At 65.0% G+C, this 25,035-nt stretch carries 21 protein-coding genes; 8 read left to right on the top strand and 13 right to left on the bottom strand.

From position 1 onward, the window contains the following. Positions 1-68: 68 nt before the first annotated feature. A complete protein-coding gene (gene frc / locus AC6H0W_RS04950; protein WP_497576021.1) occupies positions 69-1,325 on the bottom strand; it encodes a formyl-CoA transferase in 1,257 nt (418 codons plus the stop codon). 298 nt (positions 1,326-1,623) lie between these two features. Continuing rightward, the gene (oxc, locus tag AC6H0W_RS04945) at positions 1,624-3,381 is read right to left on the bottom strand and encodes an oxalyl-CoA decarboxylase (protein WP_497576020.1); all 1,758 of its coding nucleotides are present in this window, start codon (positions 3,379-3,381) and stop codon (positions 1,624-1,626) included. 302 nt (positions 3,382-3,683) lie between these two features. Here oxc and AC6H0W_RS04940 point away from each other — a divergent pair, with 302 nt between their 5' ends. After that, on the top strand, positions 3,684-4,292 hold the full coding sequence (locus AC6H0W_RS04940; protein ID WP_497576019.1) for a Crp/Fnr family transcriptional regulator: 609 nt from the start codon (positions 3,684-3,686) through the stop codon (positions 4,290-4,292). 103 nt (positions 4,293-4,395) lie between these two features. On the opposite strand, the gene pyk is transcribed toward AC6H0W_RS04940, so the two are convergent. Continuing rightward, the gene (pyk, locus tag AC6H0W_RS04935) at positions 4,396-5,811 is read right to left on the bottom strand and encodes a pyruvate kinase (RefSeq protein ID WP_497576018.1); all 1,416 of its coding nucleotides are present in this window, start codon (positions 5,809-5,811) and stop codon (positions 4,396-4,398) included. Positions 5,812-6,111: 300 nt separating this feature from the next. After that, positions 6,112-7,002 carry a 2-hydroxy-3-oxopropionate reductase gene (locus tag AC6H0W_RS04930; protein ID WP_497576017.1) on the bottom strand — a complete coding sequence of 297 codons (891 nt, stop codon included), beginning with the start codon at positions 7,000-7,002 and terminating at the stop codon, positions 6,112-6,114. A gap of 466 nt (positions 7,003-7,468) precedes the next feature. Here AC6H0W_RS04930 and AC6H0W_RS04925 point away from each other — a divergent pair, with 466 nt between their 5' ends. Continuing rightward, complete coding sequence (locus AC6H0W_RS04925) at positions 7,469-8,431, top strand: YcjF family protein (protein WP_497576016.1); 963 nt, start codon at positions 7,469-7,471, stop codon at positions 8,429-8,431. A gap of 26 nt (positions 8,432-8,457) precedes the next feature. Here the strand turns inward: AC6H0W_RS04925 and AC6H0W_RS04920 are convergent, their stop codons facing one another. Both AC6H0W_RS04920 and AC6H0W_RS04915 read right to left on the bottom strand, forming a co-directional pair. Continuing rightward, positions 8,458-8,892 carry a YqaA family protein gene (locus tag AC6H0W_RS04920; protein ID WP_497576015.1) on the bottom strand — a complete coding sequence of 145 codons (435 nt, stop codon included), beginning with the start codon at positions 8,890-8,892 and terminating at the stop codon, positions 8,458-8,460. Between the two features lie 21 nt (positions 8,893-8,913). Next, entirely contained in the window at positions 8,914-10,026 is a 1,113-nt protein-coding gene (locus tag AC6H0W_RS04915) for an NADH:flavin oxidoreductase/NADH oxidase (RefSeq protein WP_497576014.1), read from the bottom strand. Between the two features lie 86 nt (positions 10,027-10,112). Here AC6H0W_RS04915 and AC6H0W_RS04910 point away from each other — a divergent pair, with 86 nt between their 5' ends. After that, positions 10,113-11,168 (top strand): lysylphosphatidylglycerol synthase transmembrane domain-containing protein, encoded by a 1,056-nt coding sequence (locus AC6H0W_RS04910; protein WP_497576013.1) that lies wholly within the window; start codon positions 10,113-10,115, stop codon positions 11,166-11,168. Further along, entirely contained in the window at positions 11,165-13,402 is a 2,238-nt protein-coding gene (locus tag AC6H0W_RS04905; RefSeq protein ID WP_497576012.1) for a glycosyltransferase, read from the top strand. Before AC6H0W_RS04910 ends, AC6H0W_RS04905 begins: the two co-directional genes overlap by 4 nt. Positions 13,403-13,412: 10 nt before the next feature. On the opposite strand, the gene AC6H0W_RS04900 is transcribed toward AC6H0W_RS04905, so the two are convergent. The 3 genes from AC6H0W_RS04900 to AC6H0W_RS04890 form a co-directional block, all read right to left on the bottom strand. Further along, positions 13,413-15,095 carry a sensor domain-containing diguanylate cyclase gene (locus AC6H0W_RS04900; RefSeq protein ID WP_497576011.1) on the bottom strand — a complete coding sequence of 561 codons (1,683 nt, stop codon included), beginning with the start codon at positions 15,093-15,095 and terminating at the stop codon, positions 13,413-13,415. Positions 15,096-15,216: 121 nt separating this feature from the next. Beyond that, positions 15,217-15,819: a carboxymuconolactone decarboxylase family protein gene (locus AC6H0W_RS04895; RefSeq protein ID WP_497576010.1), complete on the bottom strand. Its 603-nt coding sequence runs from the start codon at positions 15,817-15,819 to the stop codon at positions 15,217-15,219. After that, positions 15,816-17,012, bottom strand: a complete 1,197-nt coding sequence (locus tag AC6H0W_RS04890; RefSeq protein ID WP_497576009.1) for a YbfB/YjiJ family MFS transporter — start codon at positions 17,010-17,012, stop codon at positions 15,816-15,818. The genes AC6H0W_RS04895 and AC6H0W_RS04890 overlap by 4 nt, the downstream gene beginning before the upstream one ends. Positions 17,013-17,259: 247 nt before the next feature. Between AC6H0W_RS04890 and AC6H0W_RS04885 the strand changes: the two genes are divergently transcribed. Then, positions 17,260-18,198, top strand: coding sequence for an SdiA-regulated domain-containing protein (locus AC6H0W_RS04885; protein ID WP_497576008.1), 939 nt, complete (start codon positions 17,260-17,262; stop codon positions 18,196-18,198). Between the two features lie 9 nt (positions 18,199-18,207). Here the strand turns inward: AC6H0W_RS04885 and corA are convergent, their stop codons facing one another. Both corA and AC6H0W_RS04875 read right to left on the bottom strand, forming a co-directional pair. Further along, the gene (gene corA / locus AC6H0W_RS04880) at positions 18,208-19,173 is read right to left on the bottom strand and encodes a magnesium/cobalt transporter CorA (RefSeq protein WP_497576007.1); all 966 of its coding nucleotides are present in this window, start codon (positions 19,171-19,173) and stop codon (positions 18,208-18,210) included. 89 nt (positions 19,174-19,262) lie between these two features. Then, entirely contained in the window at positions 19,263-20,183 is a 921-nt protein-coding gene (locus tag AC6H0W_RS04875; RefSeq protein WP_497576006.1) for a LysR family transcriptional regulator, read from the bottom strand. A 171-nt stretch (positions 20,184-20,354) separates the two neighbouring features. Between AC6H0W_RS04875 and AC6H0W_RS04870 the strand changes: the two genes are divergently transcribed. Next, entirely contained in the window at positions 20,355-21,110 is a 756-nt protein-coding gene (locus AC6H0W_RS04870; RefSeq protein ID WP_497576005.1) for an SDR family oxidoreductase, read from the top strand. Positions 21,111-21,161: 51 nt separating this feature from the next. Here AC6H0W_RS04870 and AC6H0W_RS04865 read toward each other — a convergent pair whose 3' ends face one another. Continuing rightward, on the bottom strand, positions 21,162-21,782 hold the full coding sequence (locus AC6H0W_RS04865) for a LysE family translocator (RefSeq protein WP_497576004.1): 621 nt from the start codon (positions 21,780-21,782) through the stop codon (positions 21,162-21,164). A gap of 102 nt (positions 21,783-21,884) precedes the next feature. Then, positions 21,885-22,769 carry a LysR family transcriptional regulator gene (locus AC6H0W_RS04860; protein WP_497576003.1) on the bottom strand — a complete coding sequence of 295 codons (885 nt, stop codon included), beginning with the start codon at positions 22,767-22,769 and terminating at the stop codon, positions 21,885-21,887. 17 nt (positions 22,770-22,786) lie between these two features. Between AC6H0W_RS04860 and AC6H0W_RS04855 the strand changes: the two genes are divergently transcribed. Both AC6H0W_RS04855 and AC6H0W_RS04850 read left to right on the top strand, forming a co-directional pair. Beyond that, positions 22,787-23,683, top strand: a complete 897-nt coding sequence (locus tag AC6H0W_RS04855; protein WP_497576002.1) for a LysR family transcriptional regulator — start codon at positions 22,787-22,789, stop codon at positions 23,681-23,683. Between the two features lie 679 nt (positions 23,684-24,362). Next, positions 24,363-24,917 (top strand): hypothetical protein, encoded by a 555-nt coding sequence (locus AC6H0W_RS04850; RefSeq protein ID WP_497576001.1) that lies wholly within the window; start codon positions 24,363-24,365, stop codon positions 24,915-24,917. Positions 24,918-25,035: the final 118 nt, after the last annotated feature.

Genomic DNA, 25,035 nt, shown 5'->3' with positions numbered 1-25,035 from the left:
AAGGCGGACGTACAAACAAAAACGGCGCCCTTGCGGGCGCCGTTTCAATCATGCAACTGCAGCGACAATCAGAGCGCGACGACTTTCGACTCACGCATCTGCTTGATCTGGTCAGCGGAGTAACCCAGCTCGGCCAGGATCTCGTCCGTGTGCTCACCCAGCAGCGGCGAAGCCTTGATCTCGACCTTGAGGTCGGAGAACTTGATCGGGCTGCCGACGGTGAGGTACTTGCCGAGCTTCGGATGATCGACTTCGACGATCGAGCCGCTGGCGCGCAGCGACTTGTCTTCGGCGATTTCTTTCATCGAGAGCACCGGAGCGCACGGGATGTCGAACTTGCGCAGGATGTCGACCGCTTCGTACTTGGTCTTGTCCTTCAGCCAATCTTCGATGAACCCGAAGATGTCGAAGATCTTGTCCTGACGGGCTTCAGCCGTGTTGTAGGCCGGATCGTCGATCCACTCTTCCTTGCCCAGAGCCTTGCAGATCGGGGCCCAGGCATGACCCTGGATGGTGAAGTAGATGTACGCGTTGGGGTCGTTTTCCCAACCTTTACACTTCAGAACCCAACCCGGCTGACCGCCACCGCCGGCGTTGCCGCCACGCGGCACGACGTCGGAGAACTCGCCGTGCGGGTACTGGGGATACTCTTCCAGGTAGCCCAGAGCGTCCAGACGCTGCTGGTCGCGCAGCTTGACGCGGCACAGGTTCAGCACGGCGTCTTGCATCGAGCAAGCGACTTTCTGGCCCTTGCCGGTTTTCTCACGACCCATCAGAGCCGTCAGGATGCCGATGGCCAGGTGCATACCGGTGTTGGAGTCACCCAGAGCAGCGGCCGAAACGGTCGGAGGGCCGTCCCAGAAACCGGTGGTCGAAGCGGCACCGCCAGCGCACTGAGCGACGTTCTCGTAGACCTTCAGGTCTTCGTAGTGGTGACCTTCGCTGAAACCTTTGACCGAAGCCATGATGATCTTCGGGTTCAGTTCCTGCATGCGTGCCCAGGAGAAGCCCATGCGATCGAGAGCGCCCGGACCGAAGTTCTCGACGAGAACGTCAGCCTCTTTGATCATCTTCTCGAGGACTTCCTTGCCGGCCGGAGTCTTGGTATCCAGCGTCAGGGAGCGCTTGTTGCTGTTCAGCATCGTGAAGTACAGCGCGTCGGCGTCCTTGACGTGACGCAGCTGGCTACGCGTAACGTCGCCAGCGCCCGGGCGCTCGACCTTGATCACGTCGGCACCGAACCATGCGAGCAGCTGGGTGCACGCCGGACCTGCCTGAACGTGGGTGAAGTCGATAATCTTGATTCCTTCAAGCGGCTTGCTCATGACGGATATCTTCCTCATCAATAGTTGGTAGTTGCCTTGCGGGCTTTTTGGACTGCGCCGGAATGGACGCAGGAATTGCGATCGCTTGATCGTTCGATGAAACGCACCCACCGCAAGCGGGCGTTCATTTCGACCTTAGATACTATGGGGTCGGTCGCGGGGAAGTCAAGACAACCCCTGACGGCACTTTGAACGAAACGACCTGAAAGCCTCCGCAAACCGGGCGGCCGGGTTACCCCGAACCGCCCGAATTCGCAGAATCATCATGCCGCGCGGACTTCACCGCGCAGCGCGATGATTACTTCTTGACACCACTCTGCGGGTTGAGGCTGGTCAGACGACCGGACTCGGTACCTGCAGTTTCGTCGATGATGGCGTTGATGACCGTCGGCTTGCCGGAAGCCAGAGCCTCTTCCAGGGCAGCCTTCAGTTCGCCAACGGTGGTCACGTTGTAACCCTTGCCGCCGAACGCCTCGATCAGCATGTCGTAACGAGCGTTCTTGACGAACGAGGTCACCGGCACGTCGTTGGCGTTGTCGGGGTTGAGGTTGGGGTCGCAACCACGGTACACACCGCTGTTGTTCATGATGATGGTGCAGACCGGCAGGTTGTAACGGCAGATGGTCTCGAGTTCCATGCCGCTGAAGCCGAACGCCGAGTCACCTTCGATGGCAACAACCTGACCGCCGGACTCGACAGCCGCGCCGATGGCGTAGCCCATGCCGACGCCCATCACACCCCAGGTGCCGGTGTCGAAACGACGACGCGGTTTTTCCATGTCGATGATGGCACGAGCGTAGTCGAGGGCGTTGGCGCCTTCGTTGACCAGATGGATGTCACGACCCTTGATCGCAGCGCCGATGGTGCCCAGCGCGTTGTGGAAGTTCATCGGGTTGGTTTCTTTGGTCAGCATCGTGGCCATCTTGGCAACGTTCTGCTCACGCTTGCTCATCAGCAGGTTGACCCAGTCCGAAGGTGCTTTCGGGAACTTGGAGTCGATCTTGGCGTTGAGCAGCTCCATCGAGCTGACGATGTCGCCGACGATCGGAGCATCGATGGGCACGTTGCTGTCCATTTCCATGGCGGAAATGTCGATCTGGATGAACTTCTTGGCCGGGAATTCACGGCCCGGCACGCCACCCCAGGTGCCGCCCTTACCGTGGGCCAGCAGCCAGTTCAGACGAGCACCGATCAGCAGCACGGTGTCGGCTTCTTTCAGGGCCAGCGAACGAGCGGCCATGGCGGACTGCGGATGATTGTCCGGCAGGATGCCTTTGGCCATCGACATGGCGAGGTAGGGGATGCCGGTCTTCTCGACGAACTCTTTGATCTGGCCTTCAGCGCGAGCGTAAGCAGCGCCTTTACCCAGCATGATGATCGGCTTCTTGGCGGACTTCAGCACTTCCAGGGCGCGGTCGATGGCGGCCGGCGACGGCAGGTGAGCCGGGGCTGCATCAACGACTTTGACGATGGACTCGGCGCCACGCACGGCGTCGATGGTCTGACCCAGCAGCTGAGCCGGAACGTCGAGGTACACACCGCCCGGGCGGCCGGAAACGGCAGCGCGGATCGAGCGGGCAACGGCGATGCCGATGTCTTCAGCGTGGTTGATACGGTAAGCGGCCTTCACGTACGGCTTGGCAGCGTTGAGCTGGTCCAGCTCTTCGTAGTCGCCCTGCTGGAGGTCGACGATTTCACGCTCGGAGGAACCCGAGATCATGATCATCGGGAAGCAGTTCACGGTGGCGTTGGCCAGCGCGACGAGGCCGTTCAGGAAGCCCGGAGCGGAAACGGTCAGGGCAACACCCGGCTTCTGGGTCATGTAACCGGCGATGGCAGCGGCGTTCACTGCGTTGGCTTCGTGACGGAAGCCGATGAACTTCATGCCGCGGGACTGGGCCAGACGGGCCAGATCGGTAACGGGAATGCCGACCAGACCGTAGATGGTGTTCAGGTCGTTGGCTTTCAGGGCGTCGATCAGCAGGTTAAAGCCGTCGGTCAGTTCCTGGGATTGCATGTGGAAACCCTCGGATTGAGTGTCGGTAGTCGTATTCATGTGAATGCTCTCTCGTTGAAACGTCTAATAAGGTTGAGCAATGCGGCTGGCAACGGCGGTTCGGATTCCCCGAGCCCTTGGATTGCCGGGCGGCCATTCAGCGGCTTGGGGCGGAAAACCGCCTGCCGGAAAAGTGGCGCCAGATGCCAGCTACCTCCGACGATAGGTTGTTGAAACCCCTGACCTATCGAGCGGGCGAATCATAGCGAGGGGGCTGTTCGGCCATCATTGACCCCGGTCAACTTTAACGGGAGAATACGCCGTTCGTCGTATCAGCCACGGGTACAGGCCGCGCTTCATTTATGTCGTCAGTCGATAAGCACCCGGAAAAGAACATCATCCGCGTCCAGCTCCGCCAGAACAGCGTCCTGCGCGAACTGAGCGACGCTGACGTGGCGCTGCTCGAACCACACCTCACCGTAGTGGACTGCCAGAAGGGCGACTTCCTTCTGCACCAAGGCGTGCACGAGATGGAACAGTATTTCGTGCTCGACGGAGTGCTCAAGCGGGTTGTCACCAACCAGCAGGGCAAACGCATGATCCTGCGCTTCACCGAAGAGCGCAGCATGGAAACCAGCTACGCCGCCTGGCGTCTCAAAACGCCCACTCCGTACAGCATAGTCTCTGTCACGAAGGCTCGCGTCGCCAAATTGCCGATGCAGCAATGGGTCGGCCTGATCGAGAACATCCCGCACCTCAAGCAGCACTTCGAATACGAGGTCATGCGCCTGATGAGCGAAATCATGGCGCACACCATCACGCTGCACTTGCTGGACGCGCCGGGACGCGTGCATCGCTTCCTGCGCAAGCAGCCCGAATTGTTCGACCGCATCCCCAAGAAAGAGCTCGCCTCCTACCTCAACATCTCCTCCGAGACGCTGAGCCGGCTGAAGCATCAGGGCAAGATCTGAGCACCCTTCGAAGAGCAGCACCCCGCGCAGCGGGCGCGACAAAAACCCGACTTGAATGACAAAGGGGCCTTGCGGCCCCTTTGTCGTTTCAGCCTGCCATCGATCAGTCGATGGTGGCGATGCGCAGCAGGTTGGTGCTGCCCGAGATACCGAACGGCATGCCGGCTGCGATGGTGATGGTATCGCCGACTTTGGCGAAGCTTTCGTTCTTCGCAACGTCGTTGGCGATGCCGACCATCTGGGTGACGGAATCGATGTCTTCCACCACCTTGGCATGCACGCCCCACACGAAGGCGAGACGGCGAGCCGTATCGAGGCTGGGGGTCATACCCAGGATCGGCGCGGTCGGACGCTCACGAGCAGCACGCATGGCCGTTGCGCCCGAGGTGGTGTAGGTCACGATGGCTTTGGCACCGACGATCTTGGTGACGCTGCGCAGCGCCGAGCAGATGGCGTCAGCAGCGGTCACTTGCGGTTCGAGGTGCTGGGCATCGACCAGCGTGCGATACAGCGGATCGCCTTCGACCTGACGAATGATGCGGTCCATCATGGCGACAGCCTGCACCGGGAAGGCGCCGCTGGCGGATTCGGCAGACAGCATCACCGAGTCGGCACCGTCGTACACCGCACCGGCAACGTCGGAGGCTTCGGCACGCGTCGGAGTCGGAGCGGAGATCATCGACTCCAGCATCTGCGTGGCGACGATGCTCGGCTTGCCGTGTTCGCGGCACGAACGCAGGATGCGCTTGGAAGCGCTCGGCACCTGCTCCGGCGGCAGTTCGACACCCAGGTCACCACGGGCAACCATCACGGAGTCCGACAGACGCACGATTTCATCGAGATGATCCAGCGCCTGCGGCTTCTCGAGCTTGGTCATCAGCAGCGCACGGCCGTTGATGATCTCGCGTGCTTCGTGCAGATCTTCCGGACGCTGCACGAAGGACAGGGCCACGAATTCCACGCCGAGCGACAGCGCGAAATCGAGGTCGCGGCGATCCTTCTCGGTCAGTACCGGAATCGGCAGCACGGCGTCGGGCACGTTCACGCCCTTGCGGTCGGACAGCGGGCCACCGGTGACGATGCGGGTACGGATCTGCGTGCCGTTGCTGTCGAGCACCTGCAGACGCAGCTTGCCGTCGTCCAACAGCAGCGACTGACCGGCTTCCACGGCTTCGAACAGCTCCGGGTGCGGCAGGCACACGCGGGTTTCATCGCCGGGGGTGGTGTCACGGTCAAGGGTGAATTCGGCACCGGCCTGCAGCACGATGCGACCAGCGGCGAAGGTGCCGATGCGCAGCTTGGGGCCCTGCAGGTCGGCGAGGATGCCGATCGGACGGCCGACCTTGCGCTCGATCTCGCGCACTACGTCGTAGCGCGTCTTGTGATCTTCATGGGTGCCGTGGCTGAAGTTGAAACGGAAGACATCCGCCCCAGCTTCGAACAGCGCCAGAATGGTTTCCGGGCTCGAGCTCGCCGGGCCCAGCGTGGCGATGATTCGGGCATTACGTTCGCGTCGCATTTTATTGTCCTGTTGAAACGTTGTTGTGTATTACTGAATCCAGCCGCGCTGCCGTGCGCAACATATCCCCGTCGTGTGACAGATGGATGTAGCCGTTGCGTCGGGCTTGCGCCACCGGATGAAACCCTGGTCGCGGCACGCGATGCCTTTGACCCTCCACTACCCCCTGCTTCAGCGCCCCGCAAGCTGCCGGAGCGACTCGGAACCCGCGCGTATCGGGCCCCGTAATGCAAACGGCCGCATTCACCGAATGCGGCCGTCGGGGCGGGCGGCAGATGCTGCCCGCCCCGAGGTCACCAATCAGCCTTGGGCGATTTGGTGGTTCGACATGATCTCGATGGCACGGCACAGTGCAGAGTGATCGGACGCCGACAGGCCGTTGGCGGCGCAGGTGTTCATCAGCTCTTGAGCCATGGCGGTGTTCGGCAGCGACACGCCCATCGACTTGGCGCCTTGCAGGGCCAGGTTCAGGTCTTTCTGGTGCAGTTCGATGCGGAAGCCCGGGTTGAAGGTGCGCTTCACCATGCGCTCGCCATGCACTTCGAGGATGCGCGAGTTGGCGAAGCCACCCATCAGGGCCTGACGCACTTTCGCGGGGTCGGCACCGGCCTTGGAGGCGAACAGCAGCGCTTCGGCGACGGCCTGGATGTTCAGCGCAACGATGATCTGGTTGGCGACCTTGGTGGTCTGGCCGTCACCGCTACCACCGACGAGGGTGATGTTCTTGCCCATCTGCTCGAACAGCGGCTTGACCTTGTCGAAGGCGGCCTCGGACGAAGCGCCGACCATGATGGTCAGGCTGGCAGCCTTGGCACCGACTTCACCGCCCGAAACCGGAGCGTCGAGGTAGTCGCAGCCCAGCTCGACGATTCGCTTGGCGAAATCCTTGGTGGCGATCGGGGAGATCGAGCTCATGTCGACCACGATCTTGCCTTTCGAGAGGCCAGCGGCAACGCCGTTATCGCCGAACAGCACGGCTTCGACATGGGGGGTATCCGGCACCATGGTGATGATGATGTCGGCGTTCTTGGCCACTTCGGCGCCGGTGGCGCAAACGGTTGCGCCGCCGTTCGTCAGCTCAGCCGGCGGAGCCTTGACGTCGTGCACGAACAGCTGATGACCACCTGCCTGCAGGTGACCCGCCATCGGGGCGCCCATGATGCCGAGACCAATGAATCCAACTTTAGCCATGTCTATCTCCATAAACGTTCAGTTCAATACCGGATCCGGCAAGCCACAGCGCCGCCGAATCTGCCCACGGTGTGCCAGACAGCTCACCGGGGCGGCGAACACCACCCTGACCTTGCCGGAGCGCGCGGCGTGGCGCTGCGCATTCCGGGGGACCGCATCACGGACAGTGCCGCATGCGACAACTCTGCAGCGTACTCGCAAAAGCCAGTGCGTGGAATTGTGTCGGGTGCATGTTAAAGGCAAAGCACGGCTTTGATAAGAACACAAAATATCGCTTGATCCGGTACCTGAAGTATCGACAGAACAGTGGGCGGCACGTCAACACCGGCTTTCGACCCCACCTAACACCGCCTCAAGTCACGAATGCGCGCCCTTGCGCGCGCCGCTCACCCCGTTGCACAGGCAAACATATTCCTGATGTTCACCGGGGTAGGCTGTAGCCATTCGAAGACTAGGAGGAGTGCCGATGAACCCCGAACACACCCGCGCCATCATGACCATCTGCCTCATGGCTGCCTTTGCCGACGGCCGCAAGGACAACACCGAACGCGAACACGTACGCCGCGTGGCCGAGTCGCTTGGCGAGCCGGCCGAACTCGATTTCATGGCGCTGTATCAGGACGTATTGCTGGGCCGAGCCAAGCTCGACACCGCCGCGGCTGCGCTCGATTCGCGAGAGCTGCGTCAGCTCGCCTTCGAAATGGCAGTCGGCGTGGTCGAAGCGGACGGGCGTCACGATGCAGCCGAAACCGCGTTCCTGCACCGCCTGGAAACCGCACTGGCACTCGAGCACGATCAGGCCGAAGCCACCGTTCATCAGGCCGAAGACGTCACCGAAGGCCCGGTCACCGGCCCCCTGCCGGCCGAGGTCATCGCGGCCGGCAGTAACGCAGGTACGGCAGCAACCACGCCCCCCGACCGAACCGAACTCGACCGCAGCATCCTCAATGCATCGATCCTCAACGGCGCACTCGAACTGCTGCCGCAGTCAATGGCCTCGATGGCCATCATCCCGTTGCAGCTGCGTCTGGTGTATCGCATCGGCAAGCAGTACGGCTACGAGCTCGATCGCGGTCACATCACCGACTTTCTGGCGGCGGCCGGTGTCGGCATGACCGGCCAGTACGTCGAGCAGATCGGCCGCAAACTGGTCGGCGGATTGCTCGGCAAGGTCATGGGCGGCATGGGTCGCGCCGTGGGCAGCACCGCAACCGGCGCGGCCTTCTCGTTCGCCACCACCTACGCCATCGGCAAGGTAGCGATGAGCTATTACGGCGGCGGCCGAAAGCTCGACACGGCGGCGTTGAAGGCAGAATTCTCGGACTGGGTGGGTCAGGGACGCACGCTGCAAAGCCAATACGCCGGGCAGATTGCCGAAAAGGCCCGCACCGTCGATCTCAAACAGATCGCCGCAAGCCTGCGTGGCTGAGCGTCACTCGCTGAACGCGGCGGCGCTCAACCGATGATGCCGAGCGTCGCCGCCGCCAGCACCACGTAACGTCCCAGCTTTGCCGCGGTGACGATGAGCAGGAAGCTCCACAGCGGCTCGCGCATCACGCCCGCCACCACGGTGAGCGGGTCTCCGATGATCGGCACCCAGCTCAGCAGCAGCGACCAACGGCCATAGCGGTGATAACCCTTTTGCGCACGCGACAACGCCGCGTCGCTTACCGGAAACCAGCGGCGGCCTCGCCAGCGCTCGATGTAGCGCCCCAGCAGCCAATTCACCAACGAGCCGAGCACATTGCCGAGCGTGGCCACCGCCACCAGCCACGCCGCCGGGTAATCGCCCAGCACCAGCAGGCCGACCAGCACGGCCTCCGACTGCATCGGCAGCAGCGTGGCCGCGCCAAAGGCGGCGAAGAACAGCGCAAAGTACGCAGACACCATCAATGCGCCCGCCGCAGCCTCTCAGCGTTGCCCGGTGGTGGTGTCGCCGAATACGCCCTTGAACTCGCGCGGCTCGCAGCGCCAATACTGCGGAGGAGCCTTCACCGTGCCGCCCAGCTTCGCAGCCGCATGCCACGGCCAGCGCGGATTCCACAGCATGCCGCGCGCCAGCGCCACCAGATCGGCCTCGCCGTTGGTGAGGATGGCCTCGGCCTGCTCCGGCTCGGTCAGCAGCCCCACCGCAATCACCGGCATCTTCACGCGGCTGCGCATCTGCTTGGCGAACGGCACCTGATAACCCGGCCCGAGCGGGATCTTCTGCTCGGGCGACAAACCGCCGCTCGACACGTGAATGAAAGCGCAGCCACGCGCTTCGAGCGCAGCGGCGAATTCCAGACTCTGCGTCACGTCCCAGCCGCCCTCCACCCAGTCGGTGGCGGAGATGCGCATGCCCACCGGCTTGCCCACCGGGAACACCGCGCGCACCGCGTCGAACACCTCAAGCGGAAAGCGCATGCGGTTTTCCAGCGAGCCGCCATAGGCATCGCTGCGGCGGTTCGAGATGGGCGACAGGAACTGGTGCAGCAGATAGCCGTGCGCACCATGCAGCTCGATGGCGTCGAGCCCCAGACGAGCGGCGCGCTGCGCAGCGGTCACGAACGCCTCGCGTATCGCCACCAGCCCGGCGGCGTCGATGGCCTCGGGCGGCGGCTCGTCCTTGCCATGTGCCAGCGGCGACGGTGCGCGCGGCCGCCAGCCGCCTTGCGCGGGCGGCACCAGTGCGCCGCCCTGCCACGGCGCCGCACTCGACGCCTTGCGCCCGGCGTGGGCCAACTGGACGCAGATGGGCAGGTCTGCGTACTTGCGCACCGCGCCCAGCACGCGCGCCAGAGCAGCCTCGTTGGCGTCGGAATACAACCCCAGGTCATCGGGCGAAATGCGCCCTTCGGGCAGTACCGCCGTGGCCTCCAGAATCAACAGCCCGGCGCCCGACATGGCCAGCTGGCCGAGGTGCATCAAGTGCCAATCGCTGGCGCAGCCGTCTTCGGCGGAGTACTGGCACATCGGCGCGACAACGATGCGGTTGGCAAGCTGCAGACCATCCAGGCGCAGCGGAGTGAACAACTGACTCATGGAATTCCTCTCTGGCAATGCAATGGCAGGGTGTTGCGCACTCTAACCCGAATGCGCGCAGCGCCGACGCCGGTATGATGTGCGCGATGCCGACACCCGCCCCCTCTTCGCCCGCCACGTCCTCACGACGCCGTCTCGTGCTGTTCGGGCTTCTGTTCGTCGTGTTCACGGCCTTGGGCGCCTGGGCGGTGTTCGACCAGTTCGCCGGGCGCGAAGTACGCTTCGACCACCGGCTGCTCGCCCCGCACGTACTGGCCGCCGCGGCCGCGCTGCTGGCCGTGTATTTTCTGGCCGACGGTCTGCGCCTGCATTACGCGCTGCGAGCCCTCGGCCACAGCATTCCGCCGCTGGCAATGGCGCGCCTGGTGTTCATGAACATCTTTTTCTCCAACGTCACGCCGATGGCCACCGGCGGCGGCTTTGCGCAGGTGTGGTTCCTGCGTGAGCACGGCGTGCCGGTAGGTCACGCCACCGCTGCCACCACGCTGCGCACCGTGCTGGCCACGCTCACCATCTTCATCGCCACGCCGCTGTTCCTGACCTTCGGCGCGCCCAGCGACGGGCAAGCGCTGCTGGCGCGCATCGCGCCGATCCTTGCGGTGCTGGTCACGGCCTACGTGCTGTTCTTCGCGGTAGTGGTGTTGCGCACACGCTGGCTGATCACGCCGCTCGGCCGTGCGCTCGGCGGCGTGCGCCGTGCCGGCCTGCTGGGCACGCGGCGTCACTGGCGGCTGCAGCGCGCGCTGCGGCGTGAGATGCGCCGCTTCGCCGCCAGCTTCGGCGAATTCATCTCCGCGCCGCTGCACCTGATCGCACTCACGATAGGCAGCTCGCTGCTGTTCCTGGCCTGCCTGTTCAGCTTTCCGGCACTGCTGGTGAACGCCTTCGGACACGACGTGCCATGGCTCACCACCGCCGGGCTGGCGCTGGTCACGACCTTCGTCATGTACTTCGCCCCCACGCCGGGTGCTGCGGGCATTTCAGAAGGCGTTTTCGGCGGCTTTTTTTCGAGCGTGCTGGGGCCAAGTGAGCTGGTGCTGGTCACCCTGTCCTGGCGCTTCCTGACCATTCACCTCGGCATGCTGATCGGCCTCGTGCTGCTCGGCCGCCACCTTGCGCACAGCGCCACAGAGAAACCATGAGCCGCCTGCTGCAACGTCGGCTGACGTACTACGCCTGCCTCTTGATCATCGCCCTGATGCTCGGCTACAAGGCGTACCTCAACTTCGTGCTGCCCAATCTCGCGGCCCTGCACACACAGGAAGTCGAAGACATCCGTGAGCGGCTGGACGGGCGCAAGGCGTTCAGCTTTGCCGTGGTCGGCAACATCGAGAACTCGGTGGGCATTTTCGAACGACGCTTCATACCCATGCTCAACGGCTCCGGCGTGGACTTCATGGTGTCGGCCGGCAATGCCGTGGGCGACGGCAGCGAAGACAAATACCGCGCGCTCGAAGGCACGCTGGGGCACCTGTCCATACCGTGGCTGCTGACCTTCGGCGAACACGAGTTCAGCAACTTCGGCAGCTTCCGCTTCTACGAGCACTTCGGCCCGCACTTCTATTCGCTGCGCTTCGGTGACACGCGGCTGATCTTCCTCGACGGCACCGGCAAGACGCCGTGGCGCTGGCAGATGCGCTGGCTCGACGACCTGCTCGCCAACGACACCAGCAGCGCACGCATTGCCTTCGTCGGCAAGCCGCCGCTGCGCCCAGCCGACGAGCCGCTGCTCGCCAGCAGCAGCGACTACCTGGAGGATGACTTCCGTGACGCCCTGCTCGCGGCCTTCGAACGCCACCGCGTAGACATGGTGTTCTCGGCCAACCTTGCGCTGTACGACGAGCAGCGCCGCGGCGACACGCTGTTCATCACCACCGGCGGTGCCGGCGGGCTGGTGCTCAACGACGACGAGAGCTTCTACCACTTCGTGCGCGTGGACACCCACGAAGACGGCTCGCTCACGCATAGCGTCGAGCGCCTCGAAGTCGGGCAGCACCCGGTGCTCAAGCAGCTCGAGAGCCTGTGGTTCTTCGTGTATTCGCTGTTCTACGTGGGCTTCGTCAATTTCTTCCTGATCGTTGCAGCCTTTGCCGTGGTGGCCCTCAAGCTGCACCACGTGATCTTCGTCGGGCGCAATTACTACCCCGACTACGACGTCGACGCCACGCCTTGGCTGTCACGCCCCTTGCGGGTGGCGATGTTCACCAACAACTACCTGCCCTTCATCGGCGGCGTGCCGATCTCCATCGCACGCCTGAAAACCGGGCTGAGCGCCCTGGGCGACGCCGTCATGGTGGTTGCGCCGCGCTACCGCAAGCAGCCTCACCGCGAGGCCGACGTGCTGCGCGTGCCCTCGCTGCTGACGATGGGCGAGAAGCGCGAATTCCGCCTCGCCAACCCTTTCCTGCCCTTCATCCGGCGTCGCGTGCGCGACTTCGCGCCCGACATCATTCACGTGCATCACCCCTTCTGGCTCGGCTCGCTGGGGGTGTTCGTGGCGCGCCGTCTGAAGATTCCGGTGATCTACACCTATCACACGCGGCTCGAGCACTACGCGCACTTCGTGCCGCTGCCCGGCGCGCTGTTCCGCAACCTGATCTCGCATGCGCTGATCCGGCGCTTTGCCAACCGTTGTGATGGCATCGTGGTGCCAACCTACTCGACCGAGGAATACCTGCGCATCATCGGCGTCACCACGCCCACGCTGGTGCAGCCCACCGGCATCGAGTACGAGCTTCTGCGCGACGCCGACCCTAAAGAGGTGGCCCGCCTGCGCAAGGAACTCGGTCTGGGCGACGAGCGCGTGCTGATCAGCGTGTCGCGCCTGTCGGACGAGAAGAACATCGACTTCCTCATCGACGCGGTCGACCGGCTGCGCAAAGAGTGCAAGCAGCCCTTCCGCGTGCTGATGATCGGCGACGGTCATGAACGCCGCCGCCTGCAGGCGCGCATCAAGCAACTGGGCCTGCGCGACTGCTTCACGCTGGTGGGCTCGGTGCCGCCCGAAGACATGCCCAAGTGGTATGCACTGGGCGACCTCTTCGTGTTCGCGTCGAAATCCGAGACCCAAGGCATGGTCATTCTGGAAGCCATGGCGGCCGGCATGCCGGTGGTGGCAGTGCGCTCCAGCGGCATTGATGACGTCGTGCGCGACGGCCACAACGGCTTCAAGACGCCGGAAGATCACGCACGCTGGAGCCAGCGCGTGGCCAAACTGCTCACCGACGATGCCCTGCGGGAAGAGCTGTCGGCCAACGCCCAAGCCTTCGCCGCCGAATACTCCATCGAAGCCTTTGCCGTGCGCATTCGCGGCCTGTACGCCGAAACGCTGGCACAGCGCGCCAAACGTGACGCCAACCCCGAAGAGGCGCCGTAGAGAATCCGCCTCAGCTTTCCACGCGATTGCGCCCTGCCGCCTTGGCGCGATAGAGCGCCTGGTCTGCTGCCTCCAGCAGGCCTGCGGGCGTGAGGTCGGAAGAAGGCACGCAACTGGCCACGCCGATGCTCGCCGACACCTGCCCGGATGCCGCAGTGGGGTGCGGCCAGGCCTCGCTTTCGAGCGCCGCGCGAATGGACTCCGCCAGCGTCAGCGCATGCTCCAGCGTGGCATCCGACAGCACCACCACGAACTCCTCCCCGCCGTAGCGCGCAGCCAGTTCACCGGCGCGTCGCACCTGTTGCTGCAACAGACTGCCCATGCCGCGCAGGCAACCGTCGCCCGCCGGGTGGCCCAGGTGATCGTTGTATTGCTTGAAGTGATCGAGGTCGATCAGCAGCACCGCCAGCGGCGTACCGCCGCGCTGCGCGCGCGCCCACTCCTGCGCCAGCACTTCATCGAAGCGACGGCGGTTGGCGAGCCCGGTCAGTGCATCAGTGGATGAAAGCGCCTCCAACTTGCGATTGGCCGCCTGCAGTTCTGCCGTGCGCTCTTCGACCTTCTGTTCGAGTTGCATGTTGGAGGCTTCAAGCTCGTGCTTGCGCTGCAGCAGCGTGGCCAACATGGTCTGCAATGCCGCACCCAGCCTGCGCAGCTCAAGGATGTTGCTGCGCTTGGGAAAATCGGCCGACTCGTCGCCCCCGGCGATGCGTCTGGCTGTTGCCACCAGAGCCTCCACGGGGCGACTGAAGCCCACCGCCAGCAGGTAGGCCAGCAGCATGCACACCAGCGCCACCGGCAAGGCCGTGAGTTGCAAGGTACGCCGCAAGTCGATCACCGGCGCCAAGGCGATGTCGATGGGCTGTCGCAACACCACCTGCCAGGCAATATCGTCATTCGTAGGTGATTCGACGAACGCGCGGGCCGTCAGCCAGCGTGCGCTGTCAGACCACTCCAGTACTCGGTCTGCGCGCCCGGTGCTGAGCTCAGGCGGCAGTTCGACCTCTCCGATCTTCTGCATCGGATGCAGGAGATTGCCCACGCCGTCGAAGATGAACACCTCTACCCCCGACTTGGCATCTGCCTCGGGCAGGCCACGTTCGACCACGGCCTGCACCCAGTCCCAGTAAAGGTGCGAGGCCACCACGCCGCGCAGCGCGCCCTCGGCGTCATAGACTGGCGCAGCGAAATCGACGAAACGCAGGGGATCTTCTTCGTCCGGCGAACCCAGAATGCGTGCCAGCAGAACCGCCTCGTGCACGTCACCGATGAAGGTGCGCTCGCTCCCGCCGAGAAACCACGGACGCGCGGAAACGTCGGCACCTTCGAGCAGTTTGTTGGCCGCCACGATCACCGTGCCCTTGCTGTCGGTCAGGCCGAGCCAGGCATACGGCGAGAAGCTGTCGGAGATTTCGTTGAAGCGCTGCTGCGTGTTGGCGGAAGTCCAGTCGCCGTAGCGGATCGACGGAGAGCGGCTCAGCAGCTCGATTTCACGCACGCGCTCGTTAAGGTTGCCGGACAACGTGCGGGCCATGCCGCGCGCCACGGTGTCGAGGCGATCCCCGCTGGTGCGGGTGATTTGATCGGATGCCAGATGCTCCACATGGAAGCTCACACCCAATGCCAGCAGCAACACCAGGGCGCCGAAAAACGCGGCGAGACGAACGCGCAAACTCGCGAGATAGTGCAGCATGACCGTAGTGCGCTGTAAAAAATGCAACCGAGCATACGTGCCGATCGGCATTATCTACAAGACTTTTGGCCATGCGGAGACGTAACAGCGGCGCACCACGGCGCCGTTGTTACGTGGGAAGTCAGCCTGCCAACGGAAGCAACGGCCCACCTTCGGGTGCCTGCGGCGCAGGCGTGCGCGCCACGTTCATCACCCAGCACACGCAGGTGAAATAGCCGATCAACGCGCTCAGTTCGACTACGCCCTGCTCGCCCCAACGGTGGCATGCATCGGCGTAGGTGGCGTCGCTCACGCCGTGGTGCTCAAGCACTTCTCGAGTGAACTGCCACGCCGCATCTTCATCGTCGGACACGGCGCGCGGCCTGCGGCCCTGCGCCAGATCGTCCAGCGCCTCACGCGCCGTGCCCGCGTCCTGCGCCAGCGCATGGTGGATGGACCACTCGAACTGGTTGGTGGTGTGGCGTGCCACCACCAGCGTGACGAACTCGGTGACGCGGCGCGGCAGCACCGAATCAAAACGCAGCGTGGCGCCGGTGGCGGCCAGCCCGTCGAGCAGCTTCGGGCTGCGCAGCAGCGGAATGAACGGCCCCTTCACGCCCTTGCGCGGGCCGGCAATCAGCGCTTCGGCCGCCGCACGCTGGGCGGCATTCAAGGCTTCCATCGGCGGCAGCGGCAGGCGTTCGTCGATGTTCGGGCCGAAGCCCTGCGGCACGGGTTGCGTCATCCGTTCTTCTCCTTTTGTCCGGCCGGACGACTCCGGCCCATCACGGGCAACACGGCCCCCACGGCAAGGCTCAGCGCGGCCACCAGCAACGCCGGCTCCATGCCCCAACCCAGCGCCTCGGATGCAGCGCCGGCCAGCGGCCCGAGCACTTGCCCGGCAGCAGTGGCAGCCGTCATCGCGGCAATCAGTGGCTGCGCACGCGCGCCGCCCACCGCCGCACCTTCCTGCAACGCGAGCATGGTCACCACCATGAAGGTGCCGCCCACACACAGCGCCGACACGGCCAGCATGCCGAGCGAAGGCTGCAGCACCGGCAACACCAGGCCCACGGCCATCACCGCCTGCGCAATCGCCCAGCGCACGCGCCGCGAGGCCCCGCCACTGCGGCGCCCGGCGGCAAGCCACATCGACGCTGCAGCCGCCACGCCGAACACCGGCCACACCCAACCGAAAATGGCGGGGTCATCCACCAGCAGGCGCGCCTGCGCCGGCAAGAAGGTGGCCGGCAAGATGTAGCCGAAACCCAGCGCGGTGTAGCTCCACACCAGCCGACGCTCGTCAGCCACGTCCACCGGCTGGGCGCTGACCTGCACCGCCTGCTCGCGCGGCACGAAGCCGTTGCGCGACAAGCCCAGCGCCGCCGGCACGCCGATCAACGCGGCCAGCGCCGACAACACCCACCAGCCGGTGGCGGCATTGCCGCCGGCATACACCACGGTCTGACAGGCTAGCCCGGTAAGCGTGATGCCCACACCCACGCCGGCGAACATCACGCCGCCCAGCCGCGGCCGCCCGGCCTCGCGCAAGCGCCCCAGACACAGTGACGCGGCGCCCACCATCGCCCACGCACCGGCCATGCCGGCGATGAAACGCATCACCATCCACACCGCATATGAAGACACCGGCGCCATGGCCGCCGTCGACAGCACCACGCCAATCAGCCCCACACGCAGCATGCTGGCCGGCGTCGAGCGCGAACGCATGGTAGCCAGTGCGCCGACGAAATAACCCAGGTAGTTCGACCCCGCCAGCCAGCCACCGTCGGCCATGCTCAGCCCGGTCTCCGCCTGCATCAGCGGCAGCAGCGGCGTAAAAGCGAAGCGCCCGATGCCCGTCAGCACGATCAGCGCGGCCAGGCCGGCCAGTGCGGCCATCACGGCAAGGCGGTCGGAGTGTGCGGAGGTGGGGTGCATCAGCGTGAGCGCAACCAGTTGGGGAACAATTGAACGACATCTTCCACGCCCACGCGCCATGCCGCGTGAAGCCTGTTGGCGCCATCCGCAGCGGAATTCAGGCATCGCCACGAAAGCCGCCGCAACGGCCTGCAGGGCATGCCCCTGACAAAATCATGAGTCGCGCCTGATCTTTGCTTGATGAATGCTGTCCCAACATGCCGCCTGACCAAGCAACAGCACATGACTCAGCGGAGAAGCACACGGGATGCAACGCAAGACCTGGAAGAAACTTGGCGGCCTGATGGCCGTGGTGATCGTGGCCGGCTCGCTGGTGGCCGCCTGGCATTACAAGCTGCCGGCGCTTGCGTGGTACTGGGTGAAGATGCAGTCCAACGCCGACGAGTGGTCGACTGCCGGCGTGTGGCTGCCGCACTACGAGGTGCTCATCGACGGGCGCGTGGTCGATGGCGTTGAGGAGAACGCATCCGGCCTGACCTTCAGCAACCACACCGGCACACTGTTCTCGGTCACCAACAAGCACCCCATGGGCATCTTCGAGATCGACACCGAAGGCCGCCTGCTGCGCCGTATCGAGCTGAAGGGCGTGCGCGACCCCGAGGGCATCACGCATGTGCGCGACAACGTGTTTGCCATCACCGACGAACGCGACCAGCGCGTGTACCGCATCGAGATCCAGCCCGAAGACACCGTCATCGACGTGGCCAGCGCGCCACGCCTGGGCCTGTCGTTCGACTCGCGCAACAACCTCGGCTTCGAGGGCGTGTCGTGGGATTCGGTCGGCAATCGCCTGTTCGTCAGTCAGGAGAAGGCGCCGATGCGCGTGCTGGCCATCTCCGGCCTGCCCGAGATCCTCGACGGCTCGGCCTTCAACCTGCAGATCGACGAATGGCGCCCGGCCAATGCCAGCGGGCTGTTCGTCACCGACCTGTCGTCGCTCACCTTCCACGAAGCCACCGGCAACCTGCTGCTGCTGAGCGACGAATCAGCGCTGGTGATCGAGTACGACCCCAACGGCAACCCGGTGAGCATCATGCCGCTGTGGAAAGGCCATCACGGCCTCTCGCGTCGCGTGCCGCAGGCCGAGGGCCTCGCCGTGGGGCCGGACGGCACGCTGTACGTGATGTCGGAGCCGAATCTCTTCTACAGCTTCCGCCGCACGCAGCCCGCGCCGTGGGCGCAGTGAGGCGCCCCGCTACAACCAGCGCGCCTTCTTGAAGCGCCAATACAGCACGGACGTGGACGCCACGATGATGCCCAGCCCGAAGAGGTAGCCGTAGCGCCACTCCAGCTCGGGCATGTACTTGAAGTTCATGCCCCAGATGCCGGCGAACGAGGTGGCCACCGCAAAGATGGCTGCCCACGCCGCCAGCCGCTTGCTGACTTCGGTCTGGTCGATGGTGACCATCGACAGATTCACCTGGATGGCAGTGGCGATCATCTCGCGCACGCTGTCGAGCGAGGCATTCAAGCGCGTCAGGTGGTCATACACATCGCGGAAATAGTGCTGCGTGCCCACGCACGGCGCCGGCACGCGGCCGCCGTGCATCTTGCCGGCCGCCTCCATTACCGGCGTGACCGCGTGCTTGAGCGTGGTGATCTTGCGCTTCAGACGGTACAGGCGGCGGATGTTCGAGCGCGCCGCGCCCTTGGTGAAGATGTGCTCTTCGAGCGTTTCCAGCTCGGCCTCGAGCTTGTCGATGACCGGAAAATAGCGGTCCACCACCGCGTCCATCAGCGCGTACAGCACGTAGCCCGGCCCTTTCGCCAGCATCTTCGGCTCGCGCTCGCAGCGGGCCCGCACGCCCAGCAGATCATGCTGGCTGCGGTTGCGCACCGACAGGATGTAGTTGGCGCCGGTGAAGATGTGCAGCTCGCCCACGTCAAGGTCGTGGTTGTGCTCCTCGATGAGGTGCATCACCACGAAGATCTCGTCGCCGTACTCCTCCAGCTTCGGGCGCTGGTCACCGTGGTTGGCATCTTCCACCGCCAGCTCGTGCAGGTTGAAGGTGGCCTTCATGGTGGCCATTTCTTCCGGCGTGGCATCTTTCAGCGCCACCCACACGAAGACGCCCGGCATTTTCAGATAGGTGCCGATTTCCGCCACCGGCACATCGGCCAGCTTGCGACCGCTCTGGTAGGCAATGCAGTTGATCAACATGGGCAGATTCCTGTTCAGCTGCGGGCCGGTACAGCAGCGCCGGCCCCTTGCGTTTGATTCTAACGGCCAACGCGCGGGCACACGCCGTTTCAGGCCGCGCGCATCTCCAGGCCTTCGGCCAGCACCGGGCGCAGCCAGTCGATGAAGGCGCGCACGCGCAGCGGCAGGTGGCGGCGGTGGGCATAGATCAAGGTCACCGGCAAGGGCGGTGGCCGATGCTCGGGCAGTATCTCCACCAGCGTGCCGTCGGCCAGCAGCGGGCGCACGCCGTAGTCGGGCAATTGCACGATGCCCAGTCCGGCCCGGCACGCCTGGTGATAAGCGTCGGAGTTATTCACCGTGACCACACTGGGCACCGGCACGAACACCGGGGCCGCCTCCGGCGCCGGCACGTATTCGAAGCCGGTCGCGCGGCTGCCCAGCGACTGTGCGTATTCAATCAGGCGATGCTCGGCAAGGTCATCGGGCGTTTGCGGCACGCCGTAGCGGGCCAGGTAATCGCGGCTGGCGCAATTGATCTGGCGCAGCTCGCCCAGCGGCACGGCCACCACGTTTTGCTCGCCGATGGCGCCCACACGCAGCACGCAGTCGAAGCCCTCACGCACAATGTCCACGCGGCGGTCGGTGCTGCTCAGTTCGATCTCCACACCGGGGTGACGCTGCAGGAAGTCGGGCAGCTTGGGGATGACGATTTCGCGCGCCGCCGCCAGCGGCAGGTCTACCCGCAGGCGCCCGCGCACGTCGGCTGGGCCGCTGGCGCCCACCAAAGCGTGCAGCTCGTCGAGGTCGGCCAGCAGATCCTTGCAGCGCTCGTAGTAGGTCTGGCCGTCCTGCGTCATGCGCACCTTGCGCGTCGTGCGGTGCAGCAGGCGCGTGCCCACCTTGGCCTCCAGTTGGCGGATGGCATTCGAAACCGAAGTCTTGAGCAGGCCAAGGTCATCGGCCGCGGCGGTGAAGCCGCCCAGCTCGGCCACCCGTACATAGATGCGCATGGATTCGATCTGGTCCATCCGCCGCCTCCTTCCTGTGAGATGCGTGCAATTGTCCAATTTAATCGCACAGTCCTTCAACCCGTGCGCAGTTTATCCACACAAACCACATCAATACACTGGCCTCGTGGCTGGACGAAGCTTCTCTGCTTCGCCGCAGTGCCCACCGCTCAATGACTTCAGGAGACTCATATGACGCACATCGCCCTCATCACCGGAAGCAGCCGCGGCCTGGGCCGCAACATGGCGCTGCACCTTGCCCGCCGCGGCATCCACTCGATCATCACCTACCGCAGCAACCGCGCCGAGGCCGAGGCCACCGCCGCCGAGGTGGAAGCGCTGGGCGCACGCGCCGCCGTGCTGCAACTCGACACCGGCGACAGCGCCCGCTTCGGGCGCTTTGCACTCGAACTGCACCAGACGCTGCAGCAACACTGGCAGCGCGAGCACTTCGACTTTCTGGTGAATAACGCCGGCATGGGCATCTACGCGAGCTTTGCCGACACCACCGAGGCGCAGTTCGACGAGCTGATGCGCGTGCATCTCAAGGGGCCGTTCTTCCTCACGCAAACGCTGCTGCCGCTGATGAGCGACGGCGGGCGCATTCTCAACGTGTCGTCGGGGCTGGCGCGCTTCTCGATGCCGGGCTTTGCGGCCTACGCGATGATGAAAGGCGGTGTGGAGGTGATGACCCGCTACATGGCCAAAGAGCTTGGCACGCGCGGCATCACGGTGAATACGCTGGCACCGGGCGCCATCGAAACCGACTTCGGCGGTGGTCTGGTGCGCGACACCCCGGCGGTGAATGAAGCCATCGCCAACGAGACCGCGCTGGGCCGCGTCGGCCTGCCGGACGACATCGGCGGCGTGGTGGCCTCGCTGCTGGCCAACGGCAACCGCTGGGTGAACGGGCAGCGCATCGAAGCCTCGGGCGGCGTGTACCTGTAAAGCACAGCCGTAATTCCCTTGCGCCTGCCGGCAGTTTGCCCGGCGGGCGCCTCAGCCCCGCGCCACCACCGAGAGCAACATCCCCAGCGCCACGACGGCAAGCACTACGGCCGCCGCGTGGTTGATCAGGCGCGTGCGCCCGCCTTGCAGCCAGTTCATGGCCGGCCGCAGCGCCAGTACCCAGGCAAACTTGGCCGAGAACACCGCCGCCACGGCCACCAGCAACACACCGGCCGCACCGTTTGCCGAAAGCGCCGTCATGTCGATGAACGCCGGTAGCAACACCAGGTAAAAGCCGATGACTTTGTAGTCCACCAGCGTCACGCCCAAGCCGGCGGCAAAGCTGGCCCGCGCCGAGCGCGGCCCGCCCGGCTTCACCTCGGCCACGGTGCCGGCGTGCCACAGCGACCATGCCAGCCAGCCGAGCAGGCCGGTGGCAATCAGCCGCAACACGTCCAGCCACACATCAGAAAGCGCAAACAGGGCATTCACGCCGAACAAGGCCACGCAGATGTAGACCACATCACCCGCCACCACACCCAGCGCCGCCAGCGCCCCGTGCTGCATGCCGCCGTCGGCCGCGCGCGCCACCACCGTGAGCACGCTGGTGCTCGGCACGATGGCCAGCGCAAACAGGGTGGCAAACAAGGCCGCAAGCATTGAGGCCGTCATGGCAGAGGAAGGTCCGTTGGCAACACGCTGCAGGCTATACGCCGGCCACGGCTGCGGGGTTGAAAGGTAGCGGGCAGCATAACCAGCCGCATTCAGTTCGCCTTAACTCTCGGCGGCGGCCATGCCCACCAGCACGTCGGCACAGGCGCGCACCACGGCGCGTTCGCGCCCGGTGGACGACAACAGCAGCATGTAGCTCTTGGCCGGCACGCGCAGCGGGTGCGCCACCGCCAGCCCCAGCCGCGTGCGCATGCCCTGGGTGAGGCGGTGCGGCAGCAACGCCAGCCCTTCGCCGCGGCCACAGGCCATCAAGATGGCGTACATGTCGTGGCACAGCAAATCGGGTTCCCGCATGCGGCGCATCGAACCACTGCGTTCAACCACGCGCTGCCATGAAAAAGACGGATGTTCGAGCAACGGATACTCACTCAGCAACTCTTCTGGCGTGGCCATCGACACCGCCGCGGCGCGCGCGGACGGCGCCACCACCACCAGCTCTTCGGCCCACAGCTCGTGCGCGCCCGGCGCCGCGTCGTCGCGGTAGCAGTAGCGAATGGCAATGTCGCACTGGTTGCGGTCAAGGTCCGACAGCGTCTCGCTCACGTCGAACGAAAAGCTCACGCCCGGACAGGCCTCGCGCAGCCGACGCAACTGCGGCGCCAGCCACAGCCGCGCCACACCAGGGCTGGCGGCAATGCGGATCTCCGTCTCGCGCCCGCAATCCAGCGCGTGCAGCGCATCCGCCGCACCGCGCGCAAACACTGACACCGCCTGGTAATACGCCATGCCCTCGGCGGTGAGCTCCACCACCGGCGTGTGGCGCACGATCAGGCGCAGGCCGGTGCGCTCTTCGAGCAGCGCAATCGAGCTGGCCAGCGCCGCGCGCGATACGCCCAGCTCGCCCAGCGCCTGGACCACCGTGCCGTGACGCACCAGCGCCTCGAACGCGACCAACGCATGCAGGGGCGGAAGAGGTACATTCGTCATTCGGAGAGCCTGACTCTATGAAGCACTCATTATTACGCGAACTGCCCCTGCTCGAACTCATCGCGGTCGAAGCCACCATCCGGCTCGGCAGCGTGGCTGCGGCTGCCGAAGAGCTTTCCGTCACGCCGTCGGCCATCAGCCACCGCCTGCGGCAGATCGAACGCGCCTTGGGCGCCCCGCTCATCGAGCGGCGCGGGCGTGGCATTGCCGCCACCGCCACCGGCCTCGCCTGCCATGCGGAACTGGCGCGCCTGATCGGCAGCTTCCGCGACAGCACCGCCGCACTGCGCGCCACCAGCCAGGAGCGTGTTCACCTCGACGTGCCGCCCGTCTTCGGCACCACCTGGATCACCCCGCTGCTGCCGTTGCTGCGCGCCCGCCTGGGCGTGCCCGGCCTGCGCTTCGAACTCAGCACCAGCCGCGTGCCCGGCGTGGCGCCCAACCCGGATGTCGACCTGCTCATCGACTTCGGCGCCGCCCCGCCCGACCGCAGCACCCACCTTCTGCACCGTGGCACCGTCGGCGCCTTCGTGTGCGCCAGCGAACAGCGCAGCGGCGACCTCACGCTGGACGAACTCAGCCGCCGCCCGCTGGTGCGCCACACGTCCGCCAACTGGCCCAACTGGATGCAGGCCGTGTTCGGCCAAGTGCCCGACCACCACTACGCCGCCACGTTTGACGACCCCGTGAGCGCCGTCGAAGCCTGCCTGGCCGGCGAAGGCCCCGTGCTGGTCGGCTCCCTCGCCGCCCGCGCCTACGTCGAAGCCGGCCTGCTGCAACCCGCCCACCCCGGCCGCCTCGACGCCGGCACCTACACCATCGAGCTCACCCCCCGCGGCCAACTCAAACCCCTCGCCCGCCGCACCCTCGACCACCTGCTGGCGCTGTCCCGCGAATACGCCGCGGCGCAATAGAAGTACCCACCCCACTTCCACGTCATTTCGAGCGCAGCGCGGCAATCCATTGACTATGCAACCCGCACACGCTGCGAGATTGCCGCGTCGCTTGCGCTCCTCGCAATGACAGACTTTTGGGCGCGTCACTAGGGCGGGAGCAATGCCGACACATGAGCAGCCCCACCACAACCAAGCCGACGAGCCCGTACCCTTTCCCCAAATTGGCACCCACCCCAATTCCCCATCATTGCGAGCGCAGCGCGGCAATCCGCTGACTATGCAACCCGCACACGCTGCGAGATTGCCGCGTCGCTTCCGCTCCTCGCAATGACAGACTGCTGAGCGCTTCACTTGGGAATACGCAACCCCAGCTCGTTTCAAAACGCCCATGACAGCGCCCCGCCCGACCCGAGCACGTATCCAAAAAACCATCCGTCCCTACCGCCTAAATCCGCCCCACCCCTTGCCAGCACTGACAATCGCCACGGCCCGCGCCATGTGAAAGCGGCGTATCACAAACACACTACGTAACGGTTAGACCGGCCACCAGCCTTGCCCCGAGCGGTTTCGGCGCCCAAGGTGTACCCATGGCGGAGCGCCCGATGCACACCGGCCCGATTCCAAGGGCACGTTACACACGCGGCGCACACTGCATGTCCGCCGGCCCTATCTGTCAGACACTGAACGGGGGACCATCATGTTCAATCTCAAGCACGTGATTTTCGGCGAACGCTCGGTGACCAAAGTCGCCGGCCTTTACAACTCCAACGAAGCAGCGCGCATTGCCGCGCAGAACCTGGTCGAGAACTCGCCGCTCAGCCCGGCGCAAGTTCGCGTGGTCGGCCCGGCCGACACGGTGCCTACCTACAACACCGGCATCAGTCGCGCCATCGAGCCTGAAACCCAAGGCATCATGCACACCCTGATCAAGTCGCACCTGGCCGCCGGCTTGGCAGGCATCTTCGCGGGTCTGGTGCTGCTGGGCATCTTCATCGTTGCCGGCAACCAGGCCGTGGTGAGCTCGCTGTTCCTCAGCTTGGTGTCGTTCGCAGGCTTCGGCTTGGTGTTCGGCCTGCTGGTAGGCGGTGCGCTGTCGATGCGCCCCGACCACGGCCACGTCGTCAGCGTGGTGCGCCAGGGCCTGAAAGAAGGCCAGTGGGCCGTCATCGTTCACCCGGTGAACGCCGACCAAACCCACGAGGCCGTCCGCGTGCTCGAGAGCAACAGCGACAAACTCGTCCGCACGCTGTAAGCCGCCCGCCGCGGGTCAGCCCCCTCTCTGACCCGCAGCACCCCGAGGCCGGATTTCGTCTCGCACGCGAAATCCGGCCTCGTCATGTCTACCGCCCCACCCACCACACCCCGCCTCA

It is taken from the genome of Pseudazoarcus sp. NS20, from assembly GCF_059703745.1.
Note: the sequence above shows the minus strand (reverse complement) of the source record. Positions and strands in the feature narration are given on the sequence as shown.